The organism is Paraburkholderia sp. 35.1 (assembly GCF_050436525.1).
Lineage (GTDB): Bacteria > Pseudomonadota > Gammaproteobacteria > Burkholderiales > Burkholderiaceae > Paraburkholderia > Paraburkholderia tuberum.
Map to the genome: position 1 here is coordinate 2,118,931 of NZ_JBNDMJ010000003.1, position 19,418 is coordinate 2,138,348.

Here is a 19,418-nt window from a genome sequence, read left to right on the forward strand (position 1 = left end):
TCATGGCCTCGAATAACTCCGTGGATGCTGTCGAGCTGTTGGAGGGCATGGAGTATCGATATGCCTGGGAGGACGTGCAAGCGGACGTTGGCAACCTAATCGCAGATCCCGAGGAAGTTTTTCAACCAGATACGGCCGAGGGCAAGTCTGGCCGCCTACGCCCTGGATTGGCGACAGGCACAGTGCGCGTCGCGCTACGCGCCGGGACCAACACCCTCGGTCATCTAGAGCTTGAAGTCCGGTCTCGCAAGCTTTCCTACCTATCAGAATACCGCTGGATGCTACGTGACATCGCGGAACGCATGACGGAGCTTGTGATGGACCGTTTTGCGGTTAGCGACGCGCATTTTAAACTCGATGATACTCGCGATGCGGTTACGCTCTATCAGCGTTTCACGTTTCTGAGGGCCATGTTGGAAAGCGAGAACTTTCAAGGTGCGCTTAGCGAAGTCATCGGCCGCCCACACACTGCATGGGAAACGACGAGTGAGACGGTGCGACCCGGCGCAGGAATACGAGCGGACTCATGTGTACTTCGACAGTTCGCAAAATGTGGGGCGCGGTCGGCTTGGCCGGGAGGCGTGATCGCATCCGTCCCGTCTCACTTGGAGCGCAAGCGGACCGAGGCAACACACGATACAGTCCCGAATCGCTTCGTCAAGTTTGCCCTGGAACACTGGCGCCAAATGCTGGGCGATATTGACCGAGGTCTCGTCGAGGCCCGGACAACACCCGCTACGACTCGTGGACGCCGCGAAATCGCAGCTGTAGCGTCGCAGCTGGAGGAAGTACTTCACCACGACGTGTTTGCTGAAGTTGGTGCGCTTACAAGATTCCCTGCCGATGACCAAGTGCTTCAAAAGCGCGAGGGCTACAGAGATATCTTTAAAGCCTATGTTGAGACCGAGTTTGCGGCTCGTCTTTCCTGGCAGTCTTCGCCTGAGGATTTTGGCGCGGGCCAGCGCGATGTCGCAACGCTCTACGAATACTGGGCATTCATTCAGCTGTCGCAATTAGTGGGTGAGTTGGTTGGACAGACGTTTGATATGAGCCCGCTGGTGCGATCTCGGCCGGACGGTCTGACAGTTGGAATCCGAACCGGTGTGGAAACGGTTCTAACTGGGACAGTCGAACGCTTCGACCGGCGCATGACAGTAGAGCTTTGCTTCAATCGAACCTATCGCCGCGGTACATCGCGCAATGCATCATGGAGTAAGCCAATGCGTCCGGACTATTCTCTATTGATCAGCCCGGCTAACGGAGAACCCGCCACATTCGAACCAATTGCGCTGCATTTTGATGCGAAGTATCGGGTGGATTTCGTCAAAGAGATATTTGGCTCGGATGACTATGAGGGGGTCGTTGACCCCGTCCGGACACCGGAGAGACTAGAGCGTGGGGGGGCCTTGAGGGCGGACTTACTGAAGATGCATGCTTACCGTGATGCGATTCATCGAACGGCAGGTGCGTATGTGCTGTATCCCGGGGGTGACAAGGAAGAGAGCGGTCTCCAGTATCCGGAATACCATGAGCTTCTCCCAGGGTTAGGAGCCTTCGTATTGCGACCGACTGAGACCGGTCTCGCGAGCGGTGCGTTGTCGCTAAGGCGATTCATCAGCAACGTGCTGGATCATGTTGCGACCCGCCTGACGAAGCATGAGCGCAGCCGGTACTGGCTAGAAGATGCATATGGACAGTTGCTTCCTGGTCAACCGACTCGTGCGCTTGCACCATTGCCAGATACAACCGTACTCTTGGCATTTGTGAAGAGCCGCGAGCACTGGAATTGGATTCGTGATCGTAAGGTATACAACGTCAGAGCCGAAGGAAGACGTGGTGGCGTTCACGCTGGTGCGGCACTGCTGCAAAGCCAATTGCTACTCCTCTATTGTCCGGCCTTGGGTGAGGTTGGACTTGCGCGCATTGTCTCCGATGCAGAAGAAATTTCGACAGCTGGGATGGCTGCGATGGATTATCCGGAGCCGCGTGGAAACTACTGGTGCGTGCAGTTGCAGTGGTTTGAGCAGGCTCCGTGGACACGAGGACTCTCTCCATACTCGATTGACGCGTATGTTCGGAGTCTCGGGTTGGCGTACGGCGAACCCGCCAGCGCGTTATGGGGCGAGGTGCGGTCGCTTACTCACGGTGAGTGATTGTTTTGACATGCTTGATTTTCTCTCACTCATGGACGAGCCTGCGCAATATGGATCAATTTCGACACCCAGGTCGCGCAGGCTATCGCATGGCCGAGGGGACAGGCTTCCCCAACAGGTCGGCATTATGTTGAGAGATGAGAAACAGGCCGACCCGTTGATGCAGCGGAATCGGGGTCCACGGCAGATCGACGTGGATCAGTGCGCTGCATTGCTCCTGAAGGTCGATACCCTCGCCAACCGTTGAGCTGAACTGGATTTGCTCCGGATAGATTGCTTTATACAGAGCGACCCAAATCCGATTTGCGCCGGCAACCGGTTGCGAAGTGCGTGTACGATTTTGTGACCGTGCCTGTGGCAGTATGGTAAGCGTCATTTCGAGGCCGCATCGACAGGGTACTCGCGTGAGTCCAAAGTGATGTCCATCACTTCGAGTAGTGGGGACCACTTTGATGACAGAAATCGACAGTGCCGGGAGCCGCAAGGGGCGACCGAATTACGCACCTGAATTCCGGCGTGAAGTTGCGATAGCCGCGTGCGAGCCGGGCATCTCGGTGGCGAAGCTCGCGCAGTCGCACGGTCTGAATCAGAACATGGTGTTCAAGTGGCGCAGGCAGTACCGGGCCGGTCTGCTGGACAACAGGACGGCGAGCGAGACGGCCGTGTTCGTTCCGGTGTCGATATCGCCGGATGATCCGATGGCGGTTTCGTCACTACCGGGGCCGACAGCGCAATTGCCATTGCGCGCGCAGGAAGCCGTGACTTCAGGGATCGAGATCGAGCTCAATGGCGCACGCGTGCGCGTGAACGGGAAGGTAGACGCGGCCCAGTTGCGTCTGGTGCTGCATTGCCTGAGGCCGGCATGATTGCGCTACCGACCGGCACCCGCATCTGGCTCGCTGCAGGCGTCACCGACATGCGCCGTGGCATGGATGGTCTGGCTGCACTGGCGCAGATGGCGCTTGAGCAAGACCCGTTCTCGGGCCACGTGTTCGCCTTCCGTGGTCGCCGGGGGAGTCTCGTGACATAGTGCATCCTTTGGTTAAAAGCCGGGCAGTTTGAGTGACTTATCTGCTTCCTGTCGGGCCTTGAAGTGAGGTGGGCGCCGTTCCTTGATAGCCCGTACACCTTCCCTGACGGCTTCGGAATCGAGTGCAGCAACAGGAACCTGCCAGGGCGCCGAGGGCATGAGCTGGGTCGCCGGCAGTATTCCCTCACGTATCAGGCGGTGGATCGAGCTCCCGTAGATTCCCAGTCGTCGTGAGGCCTCTTCCACGCTGATCGTCTCCACATGCGATGCCCTCGGATCGAATGGCGCAATTCCTAGCCGTTCGCGCAGTTCGGTAACACGGACCGTGGTCCAGGTCTTGCCGTCTGGCGATTTGCATCGCATGCGGTTCATGGTCACCGCAAGCTCCCTGTCCGGCCACTGCCCACCGAGCTTGCGCATGACCTCAACAGCACTGAAGTGTTGGCTGGATGGATATCGACCAACATTTACCCGTGCGACGCGCAGCTCAGTGTGCCGACCACCCGTCCAATGAACGGTTGCGACCGCTTCATTCGTGATGTCGTCCAGAGAGGTGGCCTCGTTCGTTCAGACAGGATCTGCGAGTTTTTAAGTGGAATCGCTGAGGCAGTCAAGCTGCCGATTTTATCGCTGGCAGCGTCGCGAAGTATGCTTCATCCGGTGTCTGGTCGGCGAGCTTCGAATGAGGCCGGTTCTGGTTATACCAGTTCAGGTAATTGCCGATTGAGCGGCGGGCGTGGCTGACCGAGTCATATGCTTTCAGATAAACCTCTTCATATTTGACGCTGCGCCACACCCGTTCGACGAACACATTGTCACGCCAGGCACCCTTTCCATCCATGGACAGAAGAACGTTCCGGCTGAGTACCGCGTCGGTGAATTCGGTTGCGGTGAACTGGCTGCCTTGATCCGTGTTGACGATCTCAGGCAGCCCGTATTTCGCAAACGCTTCCTCCAGCGCCTCGACAGCATGGCAACTCTCCAGTGTGATCGCCACCCGGTGTGCCAGCACCCGACGGCTCGCCCAGTCCACTACGGCTGTCAGATAAACGAAGCCGCGCGCCATCGGGATGTAGCTCGTATCGAGTGCCCAGACCTGATTGGCCCGATCGATCTTCCTGTTGCGCAGCAGGTACGGCCAGATCCTGTGGGCCGCATGCTTGCGGCTCGTGTTGGGCTTGCGATACAACGCCTCGATGCCCATGCGCTTCATCAGGGTGCCGACGTGCCTGCGTCCGACCTTGATGCCTTCGCGACGCAGCAGCCGTGCCAGCATTCGCGCCCCTGCAAATGGATGCTCAAGGTGAAGCTCGTCAATCCGGCGCATCAATTTCAGATCCGCTTCGCTGACGCCACGCGATCGGTAATAGACGCTCGACCGGCTGATGCCTACCAGCCGGGCCTGCTGTGTCATCGGCAGGGCGTGATCACGATCGATCATCGCCTTACGCCCAGCAGTCCCGCCTTGCTGAGCGCGCTTTCTAAAAAATCGTTCTCCAGCGTCAACTGCCCAATCTTCGCGTGCAGCACCTTCACGTCAACGGGCGGTGCCGCCGACGCCGCGTTGCCCGCTTCGAACACATCGGCAACCCGCTCCTGCAGTTGCTTCTTCCAGTCCGTGATCTGGTTTGGATGGACATCAAACTGCTGGGCCAGTTCTGCCAGCGTCTTGTCGCCCTTAAGCGCCGCGAGTGCCACCTTTGCCTTGAACGCCGGTGAGTGTGTCCGTCGGTTTCGTTTCGTCATCTTCTGGTTCCTTGTCGCCGGCCATTATGACCGACTCACGCCCCAGCTTTTCCACTCAACGAACTGTCCGAATTCTCGGCGCCACCTCTCAGATCAATCACGACTTCCTGAATGAGAATACGCGTCAGCCGCTGCTTTGTCCGCATGTCGGTGCCTGGCGCATTCCACGTCGCTGGAAGATCGTGCGCAAGCGTCATCAGCTGTGCCTGGTCGATCGCGGGTCGGCCTGCAACTTCGCGGTCCAGAAGCGCTGCGCGCTCCTCAAGGTGGGCGACACGCTCAAGGGCCGCGTTCCAGCGCGCTTCAAGCTCGCGTGCGACCAGCCGCTTCGTCGGATCTACAACCTCATACCGGCGTGCGGCGAGAGATGCATCGTAGCGCGCTTCCTCGAGCTCGCAGGCCAACGCGCGACGCACATCGTCATCTGCGCGCGATGTTTGCTGTGCAGCACGAATGGCCGCTTCCACCGCGTGCTCCGAAACCACTTCGAGAATTGCGGCCGCCACTGCTTTGTCGACACGTACTCCACCGATTCCGATACAGAGAATCGCTCCGACATGTGCCTCGTCGCCGCGGCAATAGTAGCGATGCGCGTGACCGGCTCTCATACCGTAGTTGACTCGCATCATTCGACCGCATCGGCCACATCGCGCAAGGCCAGTCAGCAAGGCCCGCCCGCCGCGCGAAGATCGGCGGGAGGCCCGCTTCTTCATGTGTGTGTTCTCGGCAATCATCCTTTGATGTTCCTCGAACTGATCCCACGTGATATACCCGGGGTGATGGTCCCGCAACAGGACGCTCCATTCCTTCATCGGCTTGGAGTGGCCTTCAGTCTTACGAGCCCGTCCGTCGACGACGGCAGTGCGTTGGGTCGTCCTTCCAAACACATAGGCCCCAGCATAGACCGGATGTTCCAGGATCTGGACTACCGTGTGATATGCAGGCCGGCTCCATTCGATCCGGATGCCAGCAGGGCCGTGCCGTGTTACGGGCAGCTTCACGTCGGATTGTATGGCCCATAGCAGCACCTGACGGGCACTGCCGAGTTCGCGAAACTTACGGAATAGCACCCGGATGGACTCGGCAACCCGTTCGTCTGGATCCATCTCTATCTGCCCGAGCTCGTTCCAGCAATAGCCGGGAGGTAGCGCAAAGCGCAATTCCCCACGCCGGGCCTTCGAATCCCGGGCGGCAATGCCGCGCTGCCGCAGCAGACTGAGTTCGTACTCCGACATCGTTCCTTTGAGTCCAAGCAGGAGTCGATCGTTGACCAGCCTGGGGTCATAAATACCGTCGTGATCAACCACGACCGTGCCGACCAGTGCGCAAAGATCAATGAGATGGTGCCAATCGCGGCCGTTGCGTGCAAGTCGTGAAGCCTCGAGACAGAACACGGCGCCGACGGATCCTGCGCACACTGACGCGACCAGCTTCTGGAAACCAGGCCGCTCGACACTGCCGGACCCCGAACGTCCAAGATCATCGTCGATGGTTGTTACTGGAGCAAAGCCCATGGCTCGCGCAGATTCGGCGAGCGCGTACTGACGATTCTGGCTCTCCGTGTGCTCCACCACCTGGCTCATGGTTGACTGCCGGACATAAACGACTGCACCGCGGCAAAGATGCTCAGCGGAAATCTTCTGGCTCATCGCGATCTCCTGGGTCGTTTGTGCTTACCGGTCTGCCCAGCGCTTCCAGCAGAAGTGCTGCGAGCGCTTCGATCACTTCCTCCCGTCGATTCCCCACGATGGCTGCGTTGAAGGTTGGATCCAGGTGCAGTTCCAGCGGAAGTTGTACGCCCGGTTCTCTTTGCGGTCGTTTCATCAGAATTGCCCTCCGTTGACAGAGGTTTCGATGATCCTCCTGTGGCGGAGTGACGCCTTCGATCAGACAGGATGCTGCACAGGAGCGCGAGCGCTTCTGCGCTCACTTGCGGCTTGCCGAGCGACATTGCCGAGCATATCGACGCATCGAGCATCCACGCTGGCAATTCGCGTGAGATCTGTTGCGGAACGTCGAGGTGGACCATCTGATTTCCGCGGCGCCCCGTACGACGGACCAGCCGATATTCCTGGGCATAGGCCGGGTGCCAGCGGTATGCGATCACAACGATTTGCGATCGGTATGTTGAATGTCGTGCGGCTTGGCGATCTGGTCAAGCTGCTGTGGTGGAGTGGCGATGGAATGAACCTGTACGTCAAGCGCCTGGAGCGAGGCCGTTTTATCTGGCCGCAGGCCGACGCGGGATCCATCCATCTGTCGGCGGCACAACTGTCGATGCTGCTCGAAGGCATCGACTGGCGACGCCCCGAACGGACGTGGAATCCCACATGCGCCGCGTAAATTTGCTCCCACTTCTGAATGTGCCTGGTAAACTCCCAGACATGCCAGTCAACCGACTCCCCGACGACATCGACACACTCAAGCGCATGCTTGTTTCGCGCGAAGAAACCATCGCGCGCCTGCTCGCCGAGATCTCGCGTCTGAAGCGCTGGCAGTACGGGCGCTCGTCGGAACGCATGGCAGAACTGACGGGACAATTGCAGCTCGCACTGGGTGACGGGACACTGCCGCCACAGGGTGCCGTGCCGGCATCGGCGCCAGAAGCGGCGTCGGATGAATCCGCAGACACGACAGCGCGGGTGGTTCCACTGCGCCGCCGCTCGCGCGAATTCCCTGCGCACGTGCCACGCGAGGTGGTGGAGCACAGGCCACAGGGCTGCGACTGCCCCGAATGCGGTGGCCGACTGCGCAAGCTGGGTGAAGACGCCTCCGAGATGCTGGACTACGTGCCGGGGTACTTCCGGGTGATCCGCCATGTGCGCCCCAGGCTGAGCTGCAGCCGTTGTGCGAAGGTCGTCCAGGAGGCGGCGCCGTCGCGCCCGATCGCACGCGGCATGGCCGCAGCCGGCCTGCTGGCACAGGTGATGGTCGCCAAGTACGCTGACCATATGCCGTTATACCGGCAGGCAGGAATCTATCGCCGTGCCGGCATTGAACTCGACCGTGCCACGCTGGCCTCGTGGGTTCGCGAGTGCGCCGCACTGCTGCAGCCGCTGGCGGATGCCGTTGGCCGGTATGTGCGTGAGGCGCAGAAAATCCATACGGATGACACGCCCGTCCCGGTGCTGGAACCCGGACGCGGCAAGACACGTACGGCACGCTTGTGGACGTATGTACGCGATGACCGGCCGGCGGGCAGCCGGGCACCCCCGGCAGTCTGGTACCAGTACTCGCCCGACCGCAAGGGAGAGCGACCTCGTACGCATCTGCAGGGCTGGTCGGGCATCCTGCAGGCAGATGCCTTTAGTGGCTACGATGCGCTGTACCGCGATGGCACGATCATCGAGGCAGCATGCTGGGCGCATGTGCGGCGCAAGTTCTACGACCTGTACGAACTGGAGCGTTCGCCAGTGGCGCAGGAGGCACTCAGCCGTATCGCGGCCCTGTATGCCATCGAGCGCGAGGTGCGCGGCCGCAAGCCGGAGGTCCGGCAGTCCGTGCGCATGGCGCGGGCATTGCCGCTCGCAGGCACACTGAAGGACTGGCTGGAACATACGTTCGCGCAGGTCTCGGCGAAGTCGGGCCTTGGCAAGGCCATCCGGTATGCGCTGGGGAACTGGCACGCGCTGGTGCGCTACTGTGAAGACGGGCGCATCGAGATAGATAACAACACCGCGGAGCGATCGATCAGGCCGCTGGTTCTGGGCAGGCGCAACTATCTGTTCGCAGGTTCTGATGGCGGTGGACAGAGTGCCGCGGTCATCTACAGTTTGATCGGTACGGCACGCCTGAATGGCATCGAACCGTATGCATACCTGCGCACGGTGTTCGAGCGCATCGCCGAACATCCCATCAACCGGATCGACGAGTTGCTGCCGTGGCGTTTGATGCCGATGGAGCAACCGGTCCAGCAGGCGGCATGACGATGGCATCGACTCGCAAACCCGCGTTGCGCGCGGTCAATTCACCGGTACCGGTCTACCAGCTGCACATCGAGCTGAAGTATCTGAAGCCGGCGGTCTGGAGACGGGTGCTGGTCCCTGCCTCTATCAAGCTGCCGAAGCTGCATGGCGTGCTGCTGTGGGCGATGGGCTGGGATGGCGGCCACCTGCACGAATTCGTGTTCGGCGACATCAACTACGGTGTGCCCGATCCGGACTTCCCGAGTGACCCGCCGATGCTCAACGAAGCACGGGTGACCCTGGGCCGTGCGCTCGGTGCACTGAAGTCATTCACCTATATCTACGATTACGGTGACAACTGGCAGCATCGTGTGAAGCTCGAGAAGGTCCTGCCGCCTGATCCCGAGTTGCGCTCGCCCATCTGCCTGGACGGCCGCAATGCCTGTCCGCCGGAAGATGTTGGCGGCGTACCCGGCTACGTCGAGTTCCTCGACGCGATCATCGATCCTGCTCATGAAGAACACCAGCGGTTACTCGACTGGTGTGGCGGCAGTTTCGATCCCTCTGCCTTTGACCTTCCGGACGTCAACGAACGCCTCTTCGAGATCAAATTCTGATCGTCAAGACGGCCGCCAAATGTCGCTTACGCAGTATGTAGCGAATATGAACACACGGAATGCCCGCGCGCCACTGGCAAAACGCGTCGTACAATATCAGTGAATGAAGGTCATGGGCACGCTGATGCAGCGGGCATATGGCCGCGTTGAGCTGTCGCAGTATGCGTGCTGCATGCGGGCAAACCTCCGCACGCGTAACGAGCAAAACGCTGCTCGCGACGTCAGAGAAAGACAATATCCGCATATTTGGTTTTCACGACCACAAGAGCGGGAGGAAACGAGGGGTCGAAGGTATGTCGCAGATATCGAGAGCAGTGTCACCCATTCGAGCGTGGCTGACGGAATTTCTGTTCGTCCGGGAGATTTTAAGGGAGCCTCCCGGTTGGCCGTTATACCGCTACCAGGTCACGCCTGATGAGTATCGCGAGCTTGAGAAAATCCTGCGCGACCACCGGTCGCATGCCGTGCACCCAACGTACGGCCTTTCGTGGGCAGCAGCATTTTGCCTCTTTGTGGCCGAAAGTTTCCGGCGTGAGTACGACGCGAAAGACGGCGGATGGGCCTGGGCCCGTTTCGAAAACCGTCTGAACTGCAGGTTTACGCCCCAGCAGCACGGCGAACTGGCGCGACAGGGGCTTAGCCATTACTGGAAACGCCCGATTCGACAATATCTGGGTGGCAGGGACAACCTCCTCGGCTCCCTGTTCACGGAGGGCGGACTACCATGGCCCCTAGTGCAAAGCGAGTCCCACGGTTTCGGTCGCGTCGTTCGAAAGGGCCTCAAGTTCTTTTACCGGACGGAAGGCGGGCTCCGTACGACTGCCGATGTGCTGGCTGACTTCGAGCACGAGCTTCCGCAGACATTCCGCACCCTTGAGGCGCGGCAGCTCCTCGCCGGTATCGTCGAGCAGCTGATGTTTCTGGCCACGCAGTATGAGCTCCGGGGAAAAGCCGACCCCGCGCAATATCTGGACGAGGTCGCACCGCACTGGTGGCGCGACTTTCCGCTGCCTCTGGACGAGGATAACGCGCGCCGCCTGATTAGCGACTGGCTCCGCGACGCAAGCCGTCGCCGGGCGGAACGCGAGGCTGAACGCGCAGAGGCTGGCACATTCTCGTGCGCACACCGCCTGGTCGAGCAGTTGCATAGCTGGCGTATCCGCACCGAGGTAACAATTCCGCGCGAGGCACAGTTTCCCGTCGACTCCCTTATCGCCAATACGACACGCTTTGAACTGGTCTTTTTCGAGGGCGAACGGCTCCTCGCAAGAGCCGGCAGCGCGTATGGCCACCAAAGCATTGACCAGTCCGCCCTGTCGGTACGCTTCCTTCGCACCCAGCTTTCAATTGACCGGTCGCGGCCATGCGACGAGCTCACACTGCGGCTGCTTGCAAACGGCAGGTCCGCCTACATCGTCCGCTTTGAGCAAGGCGCGCTCGACGAGCAGGAACTTCCCCTCGTCTTCGAATGCATTGGCGATGAATGGTGGTTCATTGCCAGCGCGTCGTGTTCAACCACCAGCGGCCGCGTGCGCGTACACCTTCCGGGACGATTCAGTTATTCGTGTGATGGCGCCGTCAACGTTCAGAGGAGCGCAGAGGGCACACTCTGGCTTGAAACATCCGATAACCTGCAGCTCACTTCAGATACGGGCGACCGCTACACAATCAGGCTGAGAACCAACCCGGAGCGAAACGGTCAGCCGGTCCTGAAGGGCAACATAGCGTATTTTGTGTCGGTACCGCAGGTGGTGTACCTGGGCTGGCCCCGGCTGGACGCCTCTGCGGATGCCGCGGAATCCCGGGCGCGAATCCGGGAGGTTGCAAATCGCCAGCCGCTCTCGCGCATAAATGGCGGTGAACCGCTGGGTGGTATCCGTTATATCGCAAGAAATGCACTTGGTGAGGTTCTGCTCCAGCGACGCTTTGGCGTGCTTCCCGCCGGTTTCGCGATTCAGGCTTTTCCCGCCTCACCCAGCAAACCCGCCCGCCTTGTGTTGAAGAACGCGCGTCCGCTCGGCCTGCAGGTTATTGATAGCACAATCAAGAGCCGTGTCGAGGTCGGCGACCAGGACACCGTTATCACGCTCGAACCATTGGGTAATGAGCCACCGTCATTCCTGACGCTTGAAGTCAGGGGACGCACAAGTTCCGGAAGCGACCCGATTCAGCTCAGGCTGGCGTATCCGTACCAGGGCGCCCGGCTACTGGGTTCCGATGGTGCAGCAATTTCTCGGCGCAACTTTACGCTTGCAGAACTTCTGGGCCTTCGCATTGCACTGGGCACTTCGGCGTCGAATGGTACCGAATTCTGCCTGCGCCTTGAACTGGCGAGCCGGGAAGGTCGATGTGCCCGCCACTATTTTGTCACGGCCGGCAACACGCCAGTGCTACTCAGCCTCTTCAGCTATCAGGCGGACATGCTACAGATACTCGGCGCGGTCGACGACCAGGATGCCTATCTGCGCGTCACGGTGGAGACGAATCAACCACTCCTGCGCTTCGACGTCCGGCGCTATAACGGCGCCATTCGATGGGAAGACAAGGACACGTTCAGCCTGATGAACCCGACTGGTGGCCCGCTGCATACGGAGGTGACCGTCGAGGCGATGCTCCTCACCGACCCGAAACAGGCACACGTCGACATTTCTGAAATGACCAGTGAAGGAGCAGGTACCGGACGGTTCCGGACGCCACTATCGATGCACCGCGACGGACCGTGGCTCATCTATCCCGCAACCGGCTCATCAACGCAGTTCCGCCCCGTACTCTACGTACCTGAACAGATGTCCGGCACCGACATCCCAGCCGAAATCCACTCACTCCATACCGCTGCGCGTGTTTTTCACCCCGTAAGCCAGCCAGATGCCATCAATCGGCAGATAGCCGATATGGCAACGGACTTGGACCACAGCGGCTGGCAGTATCTCGCCGACCTCCGGCAGCACTACCGTCATCTTCCCCTTTCCGTGTTCGAATCCTGGCTGGCGCTGTCACGCAACCCGTCAGCACTTGCAACTGCTGTATTCCGACTCGAGTTCGACGAAGTGTTCTGCGAGCGCATCCGTGACGAGCTCGCGGTGATATGGGAATGCATCCCGCTGCCAGGTTGGGCAACCGCCTATGCCCGGTTTCGCGATTGGCTCGTTCGGCAGGGTGTTCCCGAAATTCTGCTGGATAGTTTGCTCAGGAATCGCCGGGCCATGCTCCCTGCCGTCGTGTCGGGCTTCAAGGAAGTCGGCAATTATCTGGAAACCGCTGACCCGACCAGCCTGCCCAGGCTTCCGGTTGAATTCATCCTGCCGGACTGGTACCAGCAACTGCGCCGAACCCACGAGGGCAACAACCGCTGGCCAATTGACCTGGGTTTTCCGCTCAAGGAATGGATAAGGAAGCAGCCGCTACCAAACCAGATAATCAACCTATCGATGGTCGAATTTACAGACGCCGTGACCTACCTACCAATATTCATGGCCCACGTCACGGCCGGGATGGCACATATCGAAGAGCTCAAGGAGAGACGTTCATATGTGAAGTTCGCCATCAAGATGGTTTCCGATTTTGACCGGAGCAACTGGTATACCCCGGTTCACGGAATGATGGTCTCCTATCTACTCGCATCTGCACGGGCCTGAGGAAGCGAATGAAGTATTTTACCAACCTTATTGAACAAAGTCTGAATCGTACCCGGGAGGCCACGCTGAGCGTTCTCGGTATCAACGACGAGAATCTGCGACGGCATCTTGGCACCCAGATGAACGGCGAGCTTGGCTCCGACGGGTGTTTTCTGGCACCGCCCGTTTTCGAACATACCTTTGGATGGCAGGAAGTCGAGGAAACGACGCTGAATGACCTGAGGGGAAATCTGCTGTCCGCAAGTCTGCTCGATACGCTCCATACTGCAGAGGGGACCTACCGCTTCGCAGCGAACGCTCATCCTTACGTCCATCAGTTGAAGGCATGGGAAACACTTCTGGCACCCACACCCAAATCCGCAGTTATCACGAGCGGGACGGGCTCCGGAAAGACAGAGTGCTTCATGGTGCCCATACTAGAGGACCTAGTCCGTGAACGCGAAAGGACAGGACAACCACTCGTTGGCGTACGCGCGCTTTTCCTCTACCCACTAAACGCCCTTATCAATTCGCAGCGCGAGCGCCTCCACGCCTGGACGCGGCCATCCGGCTCCGACATCCGCTTTTGCCTCTATAACGGCAAAACCGTGGAAAGTGCCAGTGAAGTACGCAAGCTGCAGCATGAACGGCCCAACGAAGTCTTGTCACGTGAGGAACTGCGCAGACAGCCGGCGCCTGTGCTGATGACCAACGCGACCATGCTTGAATACATGCTGGTCAGACAAGTTGACGCGCCGATTCTCGAACTGTCACGACAACAGCAGTCCCTGCGCTGGATAGTCCTGGATGAGGCGCACACCTATGTCGGCTCCCAGGCGGCTGAACTCGCACTGCTGCTGCGACGCGTGGTTCAGGCGTTCGGAAAGCGCCCCGAAGAAATCCGCTTTGTCGCGACCTCGGCCACCATTGCCGACAGCAATGCAAATGAACGGCTTCAGCAGTATCTCGCAAGTCTGGCCGGGGTGCGCCCGGAACAGGTAGTCGTGGTGGGAGGCTCACGCAAGGTACCAGACGTCGTGTGCACCGGGACACCCGACCCACGAAGCTATGAAGCGGCATGCTCAGTTGACGCCGGCCAGGAAATATCGGAGGCCCGCTTTTCCGTACTCGCCCATCATCCAGTGGCCAGCACGCTTCGCCACGGCATTGTGAGCAAAGGGCGCCCGCTTGGCCTGAACGAGCTCGTTGACATCGTCGGCAACAGGCTGATGGGCGAGACTCTCGCTGAGCGGCAACAGGAGGTGCTTGGGTGGCTCGACCTGATGAGCGGGACACGGCGTGTGGCCGACGAGCCACCGTTCATCAAGCTGCGCATACATCTATTCCAGCGCATGCTGCATGGCCTGTGGGCCTGCATCGACGCCCGTTGCAGCGCCAAACCGGTGGGGCTTGAAGCGTGGCCATTTGGTAATGTCTATGTCACGCAACGCTCTCGTTGTGAGTGTCATGCTCCGGTGTACGAGCTTGCCTTCTGTGACGAGTGCAAGACCCCGCACCTCCTCGCGGAAGACCAGGCCGGGCAACTGCTGCAACGCAGTCCGTACGCAAGCGATGAATTCTCGCTCAGCTACGAAAGCCCGGCTGAAGACGAACCGGATGTCGACCTGTCGTCCAGTCATTCGAACCGACAATCCGTCGAGAAATTTGTCATTGCGCCGGCAGTGACCCAACGGGAACCCTATTTCCCGCTGCAGGTCGACCTCTCGACGCTCAACGTGGGCGCCCTCCCATCATCGCACACAAGAGAGCTCATCGTTGCTCCGGAGTCTCTGGCCACCTGCAGCGGGTGTGAAACAAGCTTCGCCGGCTCTCCCGGGCCGCTTCGCAAGGCCTATCTCGGCGCACCGTTCTATGTGGCGAACGCGGTGCCCACGGTCCTCGAATTCTGCCCTGACCCAATGCCTGAAGATTCCGAGGGAAAGTCACCGGAGGAACTTCCCGGACGAGGCCGCAAGCTCATCACGTTCACCGATAGCCGTCAGGGGACCGCCCGCATGGCAGTGCGGATGCAACAGGAAGCCGAACGCTCCCGGCTTCGCGGACTCGTATTCGAAATACTGCGTAACGCCCAGGCGAAGCTCGATGTCAAACCCAAGGATATTCCTACGGTCGGCTACGAGGAGCTCACCGAACAGGCAAGACGCCTTCAGGCTATGGGCATGAACGAAATGGCCACGCAGCTGTTCCAGAAGGCGGAGGCGGCCAGGTCTGGGGTATCCACAAACGGGACCAGCGAACTTTCCTGGTCCGACATGGTCACGGAACTTGCAACCTCAAGAGACATCTCGCTATCGATTCGCGACTACAACAAGTACGCGAATCCTGAACTCTTCGAGGGACAGGAAGGTGCCATTCCAATGGCCCGTCTGCTGCTTGCCCGCGAATATGCGCGGCGCCCCAAGAACCAGAACAGCACGGAAACGTTAGGCCTAGTCCGCGTGGGCTACCGGGGTCTCAACGGCATCACTTCGGCTCCAGCTTTGTGGCTTGACCGAAAGGCTGCGGCCCTCCCGGGCGAGACCGTCTCCGGTAATCTGACGCTCCAGGACTGGCGGGATTTTCTCAAGGTAGCGCTCGACTTTCACGTTCGCGAAAATACGTTCATCCGCCTCGACCCCACGATGCAGCGATGGATGGGTGCACGGTTTACCTCGAAAGTCCTCATGCCATCAAAGCGGGAAGCCGCGGAGAGCGCCACTTTCAAGAAGTGGCCGCAGTTCAGGCAAGGCCGGGGGCATCGGCTCGTTAAATTGCTCGAGCAGGGGTGCAATCTTGACCGGAGCCGCCCCGATGACCAGGACATCATCAACCATCTTCTCGAGCAGGCATGGAACGCCCTGGTGGGCGCGACGATACTCGAGCAGTTTGAGGGGGGGTACGCACTCAACCTCAACACCTTGACCTTCTCGCTGCCCACTACCGCCTGGGTGTGTCCGCTCACTCACCGCATGTTCGATACGGTGTTTCGTGCGCTTACGCCCTATATGCCGGACCGTTTTCGTGAGGGTGATTACCGATGCCGAAAGGTGCAGCTACCCACCTTCTCGCTGCTGTCCCCGGGGGGCGATCCCGAGGCTGCGCGGGTTCAGGTTCGCCGGCTCATCGCGGACAATCCGCAGGTCCAGCAGCTAAGGTCACAGAACCTCTGGACCGACCTTTGCGACCGGACTGCGGAGGGTGGATTCTATTACCGCACGGCCGAGCACTCGGCGCAGCAGTCCTCGACCCGGCTGGAAACCTATGAGGACATGTTCAAGCGCGGCAAAATCAACGTGCTGAACTGCTCGACCACAATGGAAATGGGGGTCGACATCGGTGGTATCTCGGCCGTCGTGATGAACAATGTCCCTCCGCATCCGGCCAACTACCTGCAGCGCGCCGGGCGCGCCGGACGCCGCAATGAAGCCCGTTCAATCGCGTACACCCTGTGCAAGGCCGACCCGCACAACCAGCGGGCATTCCGGGAACCAAAATGGCCGTTCATCACGGCCATTCCCGCGCCCGGCATCACGCTCAGTTCGGAGCGAATCGTACAGCGGCACGTCAACGCTGCGCTGCTCGGCCGGTTCCTGCGAACATTGGGCAATACTGGAACGGACCGGACGAAACTCACGTTGAACTGGTTCTTTGGTGGCGCCCCGTCCGCCTGCACGCGTTTCATCGACTGGATGCAAGGTAACCCCGAGGGCCTAGACCAAAGCATCGCTGATATCACGCGTGGCACCAGCCTGGCGGCACGCTCGCTGAACTCTCTCATTGACAATGCCGTCGCGAGCCTTCTGCCAATCGAGTCCCGATGGTGCTCCGAGCATCACAAGCTGGTTGAGCTCCTGGCCTGCGCCGTGGACGCACCATACCGGAAAGCACTCGGGTTCGAGCTCAAGCGTCATGAGGACGAGTACCTGCTGCGCGACCTCGCTGCGCGAGCCTTCCTGCCCGGTTACGGTTTTCCGACCGACGTCGTGAATCTGAATACCTATAACGTTGAGGATTTCAAGGAGCGCAGCCGGCAACGCGAAGAAAGGAGTCGCGAAGATAACATCTTCACGTCCAAGGAGCAGCCCACTCGCGGGCTGAGCATCGCGATTCGTGAATACGCGCCCGGCGCCCAAATCGTGATTGATGGCCGGGTGTATCGCTCTGCCGGCATTGGGCTGCACTGGCACTCGGGCGGGGCGAGGCACGAGGCGCAGAAATTCGACATCGCCTGGCGATGCCGTCATTGCGGAACGGCCGGAGTCACTGAAAACGCGTACTCCAATAGCGACAACATTCGCTGCACGCGATGCGACCATCTGGTTCCCGTGACCGAACGGAAGCTCATCCTGCGTCCGTCAGGTTTTGTGACGGACTTCTACGAATCGACAACGAACGACATCAGCACACAGAAGTTCATCAGGGTGGCAGCACCCCGAATCCAGCTCGACGGGGAAATGCTGGCACTGCCGGACAGCCGCTGCGGGTACCTGCACTTTGGCCACAATGGCAGCGTCTTTTATCATTCGTCTGGCGAGCATGAAAGCGGATATGCCGTGTGTCTCGCCTGTGGTCGTGCGGAATCCATGACGCACGACGGCGAAATTCCCGCGTCGCTCCGGCCGGACAAATTCCATCGCCCGGTCGGAGGAGCGACGGGCAGCCAACGGGAGAGGACCTGCTCAGGCGCAGCAGTGAAGCCCAACATTCATCTCGGCTATCATACCGCGACCGACGTCCTCGAGCTTGTCCTGAGGAGCCCGACGACCGGCGAATGGCTTGGGGACTCCCCGGAAGAATCTATCGTCGCAACCACCCTGGCCGTGGCTTTGCGCGACGCCATCGCGGACGAGATTGGCGTCGCGAGCACGGAGATGGGTTTCGGAAGCCGGCTCGACAGGGATACGGCAACCGGAAAAGTCAGGACGATCATCCAGCTTTTCGACCAGGTCAGTGGAGGAGCCGGATTTGTATTGGCCGCATTGCCGCAGGTGATAAATCTGCTTGCTCAGGCTGCCCGCAAGCTCGATTGTCCTCAGGAATGTGAAAACGTCTGTTCTTCGTGTCTTGCAAGCCGCGACAGCCGTGTCGAACAGGAAGAACTTGACAGGCATGCCGCAAAGCGATGGCTCGACGACAACGAATTCCTGAACCACCTTGAGTTACCGGGCCAGTTTCGGAACATTCCCGGCGCTACTTACTGTTCGTTCAGTCCCGAACGCTTCATTCGCGAAAGCATTAACAGAGGGGCAACGGGAATCCAGCTGATACTGAAAGGCGACCCGAGGGAGTGGGACCTCGACCATCCGTCGTTCCGCGACAGGGTCCTGACCTGGAAAGTGAAGGACTCGCTTGACGTGCGTCTTGTCGTGCAATCGGTTAAGGCTCTCACAGCGGAGAACCGGCGCAGTCTGAGCTTCCTGGGAAAACTCGGTGTGCGTGTGTGTCAGCATGATGCCGCAGCCGATGCCTTTGGAGTTGCGGCCATCGTGCAGGTTTGCAGTGGTGAAACCGCGCAGACACTTTTTACGGGTGCAGAGGTCGCAGGTCTTCCGGGGGAAAACTGGCTAGGGACGAGCGATAGAAGCATCTGGGTGTCCACCGGTCAGGTCAACACTTTTCCGCTCACTCCAATTGACGTTACTGGCTGGGATATCCGTGAATCAGGCGTCACGGTCCTCGAGGTTGTGACGGAACTCAACGGACCGGTGTCATCTTTGGCAGCGCGACTGCGCGGACTAATCAGTGAAAAGATACCCGCACTCGCGAACCTGATGGCACACGACCATGCAACCGAAGTGATTTATAGCGACCGGTATCTCAAGTCGCCGTGGTCGCTCTTGCTGGTCGGTGGCTTCCTTTCAATATTCAAGAATAGCGAACTCCGACGCCTCGAAATAGCGACTCTCCGCCCTCAGGCCACCCAGGTGAGCAACCACATCAAACATGATTGGAGTCGTCAGGAAGACATGCGCGAATTGATGAGCGCATGGCTGCAGACCATGGTTTCTGTCGAACCTCAAGTCACGATGGTTGAGAAGCCCTATGATTTGCAGCATAGCCGCGTCGTCTCCGTGTCCTGGGCATCAGGCAGGAAGACAAAACTTATTCTGGACCAGGGTGTTGGCTACTGGCAGCCGAAGACGGCATATCGGGACCAGACATACTTCGATTTCAACGAGAGCGTCGAGGCGCAGGGCAGCCGCATGGTGGAACAGTACAAGCTTGCCAATATGGTTAATGGCGGAACGTGGCCGACATTCCTGTCCATTGTCTCGGAATAGCCATCGCCCCGGTGAACTGGTGATGTTCCCAGTGCGGATATCGCCAGCACCGGATATTTTCGGTTCCGTTCG

General features: G+C 59.6%; 12 protein-coding genes. 8 read left to right on the forward strand and 4 right to left on the reverse strand.

Annotated features, from left to right (window positions below):
* Positions 1-2 precede the first annotated feature (2 nt).
* The 3 genes from OKW27_RS29935 to tnpB (OKW27_RS29945) all read left to right on the forward strand — a co-directional run bounded on the left by OKW27_RS29935 (position 3) and on the right by tnpB (OKW27_RS29945) (position 3,183).
* Complete coding sequence (locus OKW27_RS29935; RefSeq protein ID WP_429335621.1) at positions 3-2,153, forward strand: DUF2357 domain-containing protein; 2,151 nt, start codon at positions 3-5, stop codon at positions 2,151-2,153.
* Positions 2,154-2,605: 452 nt separating this feature from the next.
* The gene (gene tnpA, locus OKW27_RS29940; protein ID WP_429335622.1) at positions 2,606-3,019 is read left to right on the forward strand and encodes an IS66-like element accessory protein TnpA; all 414 of its coding nucleotides are present in this window, start codon (positions 2,606-2,608) and stop codon (positions 3,017-3,019) included.
* Entirely contained in the window at positions 3,016-3,183 is a 168-nt protein-coding gene (gene tnpB / locus OKW27_RS29945; protein WP_429335623.1) for an IS66 family insertion sequence element accessory protein TnpB, read from the forward strand. Before tnpA ends, tnpB (OKW27_RS29945) begins: the two co-directional genes overlap by 4 nt.
* Positions 3,184-3,195: 12 nt before the next feature.
* Here the strand turns inward: tnpB (OKW27_RS29945) and OKW27_RS29950 are convergent, their stop codons facing one another.
* The 4 genes from OKW27_RS29950 to OKW27_RS29965 all read right to left on the reverse strand — a co-directional run bounded on the left by OKW27_RS29950 (position 3,196) and on the right by OKW27_RS29965 (position 6,753).
* On the reverse strand, positions 3,196-3,603 hold the full coding sequence (locus OKW27_RS29950) for a hypothetical protein (RefSeq protein WP_429335624.1): 408 nt from the start codon (positions 3,601-3,603) through the stop codon (positions 3,196-3,198).
* Positions 3,604-3,793: 190 nt separating this feature from the next.
* Positions 3,794-4,929 (reverse strand): IS3 family transposase gene (locus tag OKW27_RS29955; RefSeq protein WP_429333642.1). Its coding sequence is split into 2 segments (ribosomal slippage): positions 3,794-4,665 and positions 4,665-4,929, totalling 1,137 coding nucleotides; the frame shifts between segments, so codons are not numbered across the junction.
* A gap of 35 nt (positions 4,930-4,964) precedes the next feature.
* Complete coding sequence (locus OKW27_RS29960) at positions 4,965-6,578, reverse strand: recombinase family protein (RefSeq protein ID WP_429335625.1); 1,614 nt, start codon at positions 6,576-6,578, stop codon at positions 4,965-4,967.
* Entirely contained in the window at positions 6,556-6,753 is a 198-nt protein-coding gene (locus OKW27_RS29965) for a hypothetical protein (RefSeq protein ID WP_429332308.1), read from the reverse strand. Before OKW27_RS29965 ends, OKW27_RS29960 begins: the two co-directional genes overlap by 23 nt.
* A 300-nt stretch (positions 6,754-7,053) precedes the next feature.
* On the opposite strand from OKW27_RS29965, the gene tnpB (OKW27_RS29970) reads away from it, so the two are divergent.
* From tnpB (OKW27_RS29970) to OKW27_RS29990, 5 genes are all read left to right on the forward strand, one after another.
* Positions 7,054-7,272: an IS66 family insertion sequence element accessory protein TnpB gene (gene tnpB, locus OKW27_RS29970; RefSeq protein ID WP_429335626.1), complete on the forward strand. Its 219-nt coding sequence runs from the start codon at positions 7,054-7,056 to the stop codon at positions 7,270-7,272.
* Positions 7,273-7,313: 41 nt separating this feature from the next.
* Positions 7,314-8,855: an IS66 family transposase gene (gene tnpC / locus OKW27_RS29975; RefSeq protein WP_429335627.1), complete on the forward strand. Its 1,542-nt coding sequence runs from the start codon at positions 7,314-7,316 to the stop codon at positions 8,853-8,855.
* Positions 8,856-8,857: 2 nt separating this feature from the next.
* A complete protein-coding gene (locus tag OKW27_RS29980) occupies positions 8,858-9,451 on the forward strand; it encodes a plasmid pRiA4b ORF-3 family protein (RefSeq protein WP_429336606.1) in 594 nt (197 codons plus the stop codon).
* A 137-nt stretch (positions 9,452-9,588) separates the two neighbouring features.
* Positions 9,589-13,086, forward strand: coding sequence for an STY4851/ECs_5259 family protein (locus tag OKW27_RS29985; RefSeq protein ID WP_429335628.1), 3,498 nt, complete (start codon positions 9,589-9,591; stop codon positions 13,084-13,086).
* Between the two features lie 8 nt (positions 13,087-13,094).
* On the forward strand, positions 13,095-19,346 hold the full coding sequence (locus OKW27_RS29990; RefSeq protein ID WP_429335629.1) for a DEAD/DEAH box helicase: 6,252 nt from the start codon (positions 13,095-13,097) through the stop codon (positions 19,344-19,346).
* Positions 19,347-19,418 lie beyond the last annotated feature (72 nt).

Coding starts and splice junctions, on each gene's coding strand:
- OKW27_RS29950 (WP_429335624.1), bottom strand. CDS start 3,603: ATGCGCAAGCTCGGTGGGCAGTGGCCGGACAGGGAGCTTGCGGTGACC.
- tnpA (WP_429335622.1), top strand. CDS start 2,606: ATGACAGAAATCGACAGTGCCGGGAGCCGCAAGGGGCGACCGAATTAC.
- OKW27_RS29980 (WP_429336606.1), top strand. CDS start 8,858: ATGGCATCGACTCGCAAACCCGCGTTGCGCGCGGTCAATTCACCGGTA.
- OKW27_RS29990 (WP_429335629.1), top strand. CDS start 13,095: ATGAAGTATTTTACCAACCTTATTGAACAAAGTCTGAATCGTACCCGG.
- tnpC (WP_429335627.1), top strand. CDS start 7,314: ATGCCAGTCAACCGACTCCCCGACGACATCGACACACTCAAGCGCATG.
- tnpB (WP_429335623.1), top strand. CDS start 3,016: ATGATTGCGCTACCGACCGGCACCCGCATCTGGCTCGCTGCAGGCGTC.
- OKW27_RS29965 (WP_429332308.1), bottom strand. CDS start 6,753: ATGAAACGACCGCAAAGAGAACCGGGCGTACAACTTCCGCTGGAACTG.
- OKW27_RS29935 (WP_429335621.1), top strand. CDS start 3: ATGGCCTCGAATAACTCCGTGGATGCTGTCGAGCTGTTGGAGGGCATG.
- tnpB (WP_429335626.1), top strand. CDS start 7,054: ATGTTGAATGTCGTGCGGCTTGGCGATCTGGTCAAGCTGCTGTGGTGG.
- OKW27_RS29985 (WP_429335628.1), top strand. CDS start 9,589: ATGGCCGCGTTGAGCTGTCGCAGTATGCGTGCTGCATGCGGGCAAACC.
- OKW27_RS29960 (WP_429335625.1), bottom strand. CDS start 6,578: ATGAGCCAGAAGATTTCCGCTGAGCATCTTTGCCGCGGTGCAGTCGTT.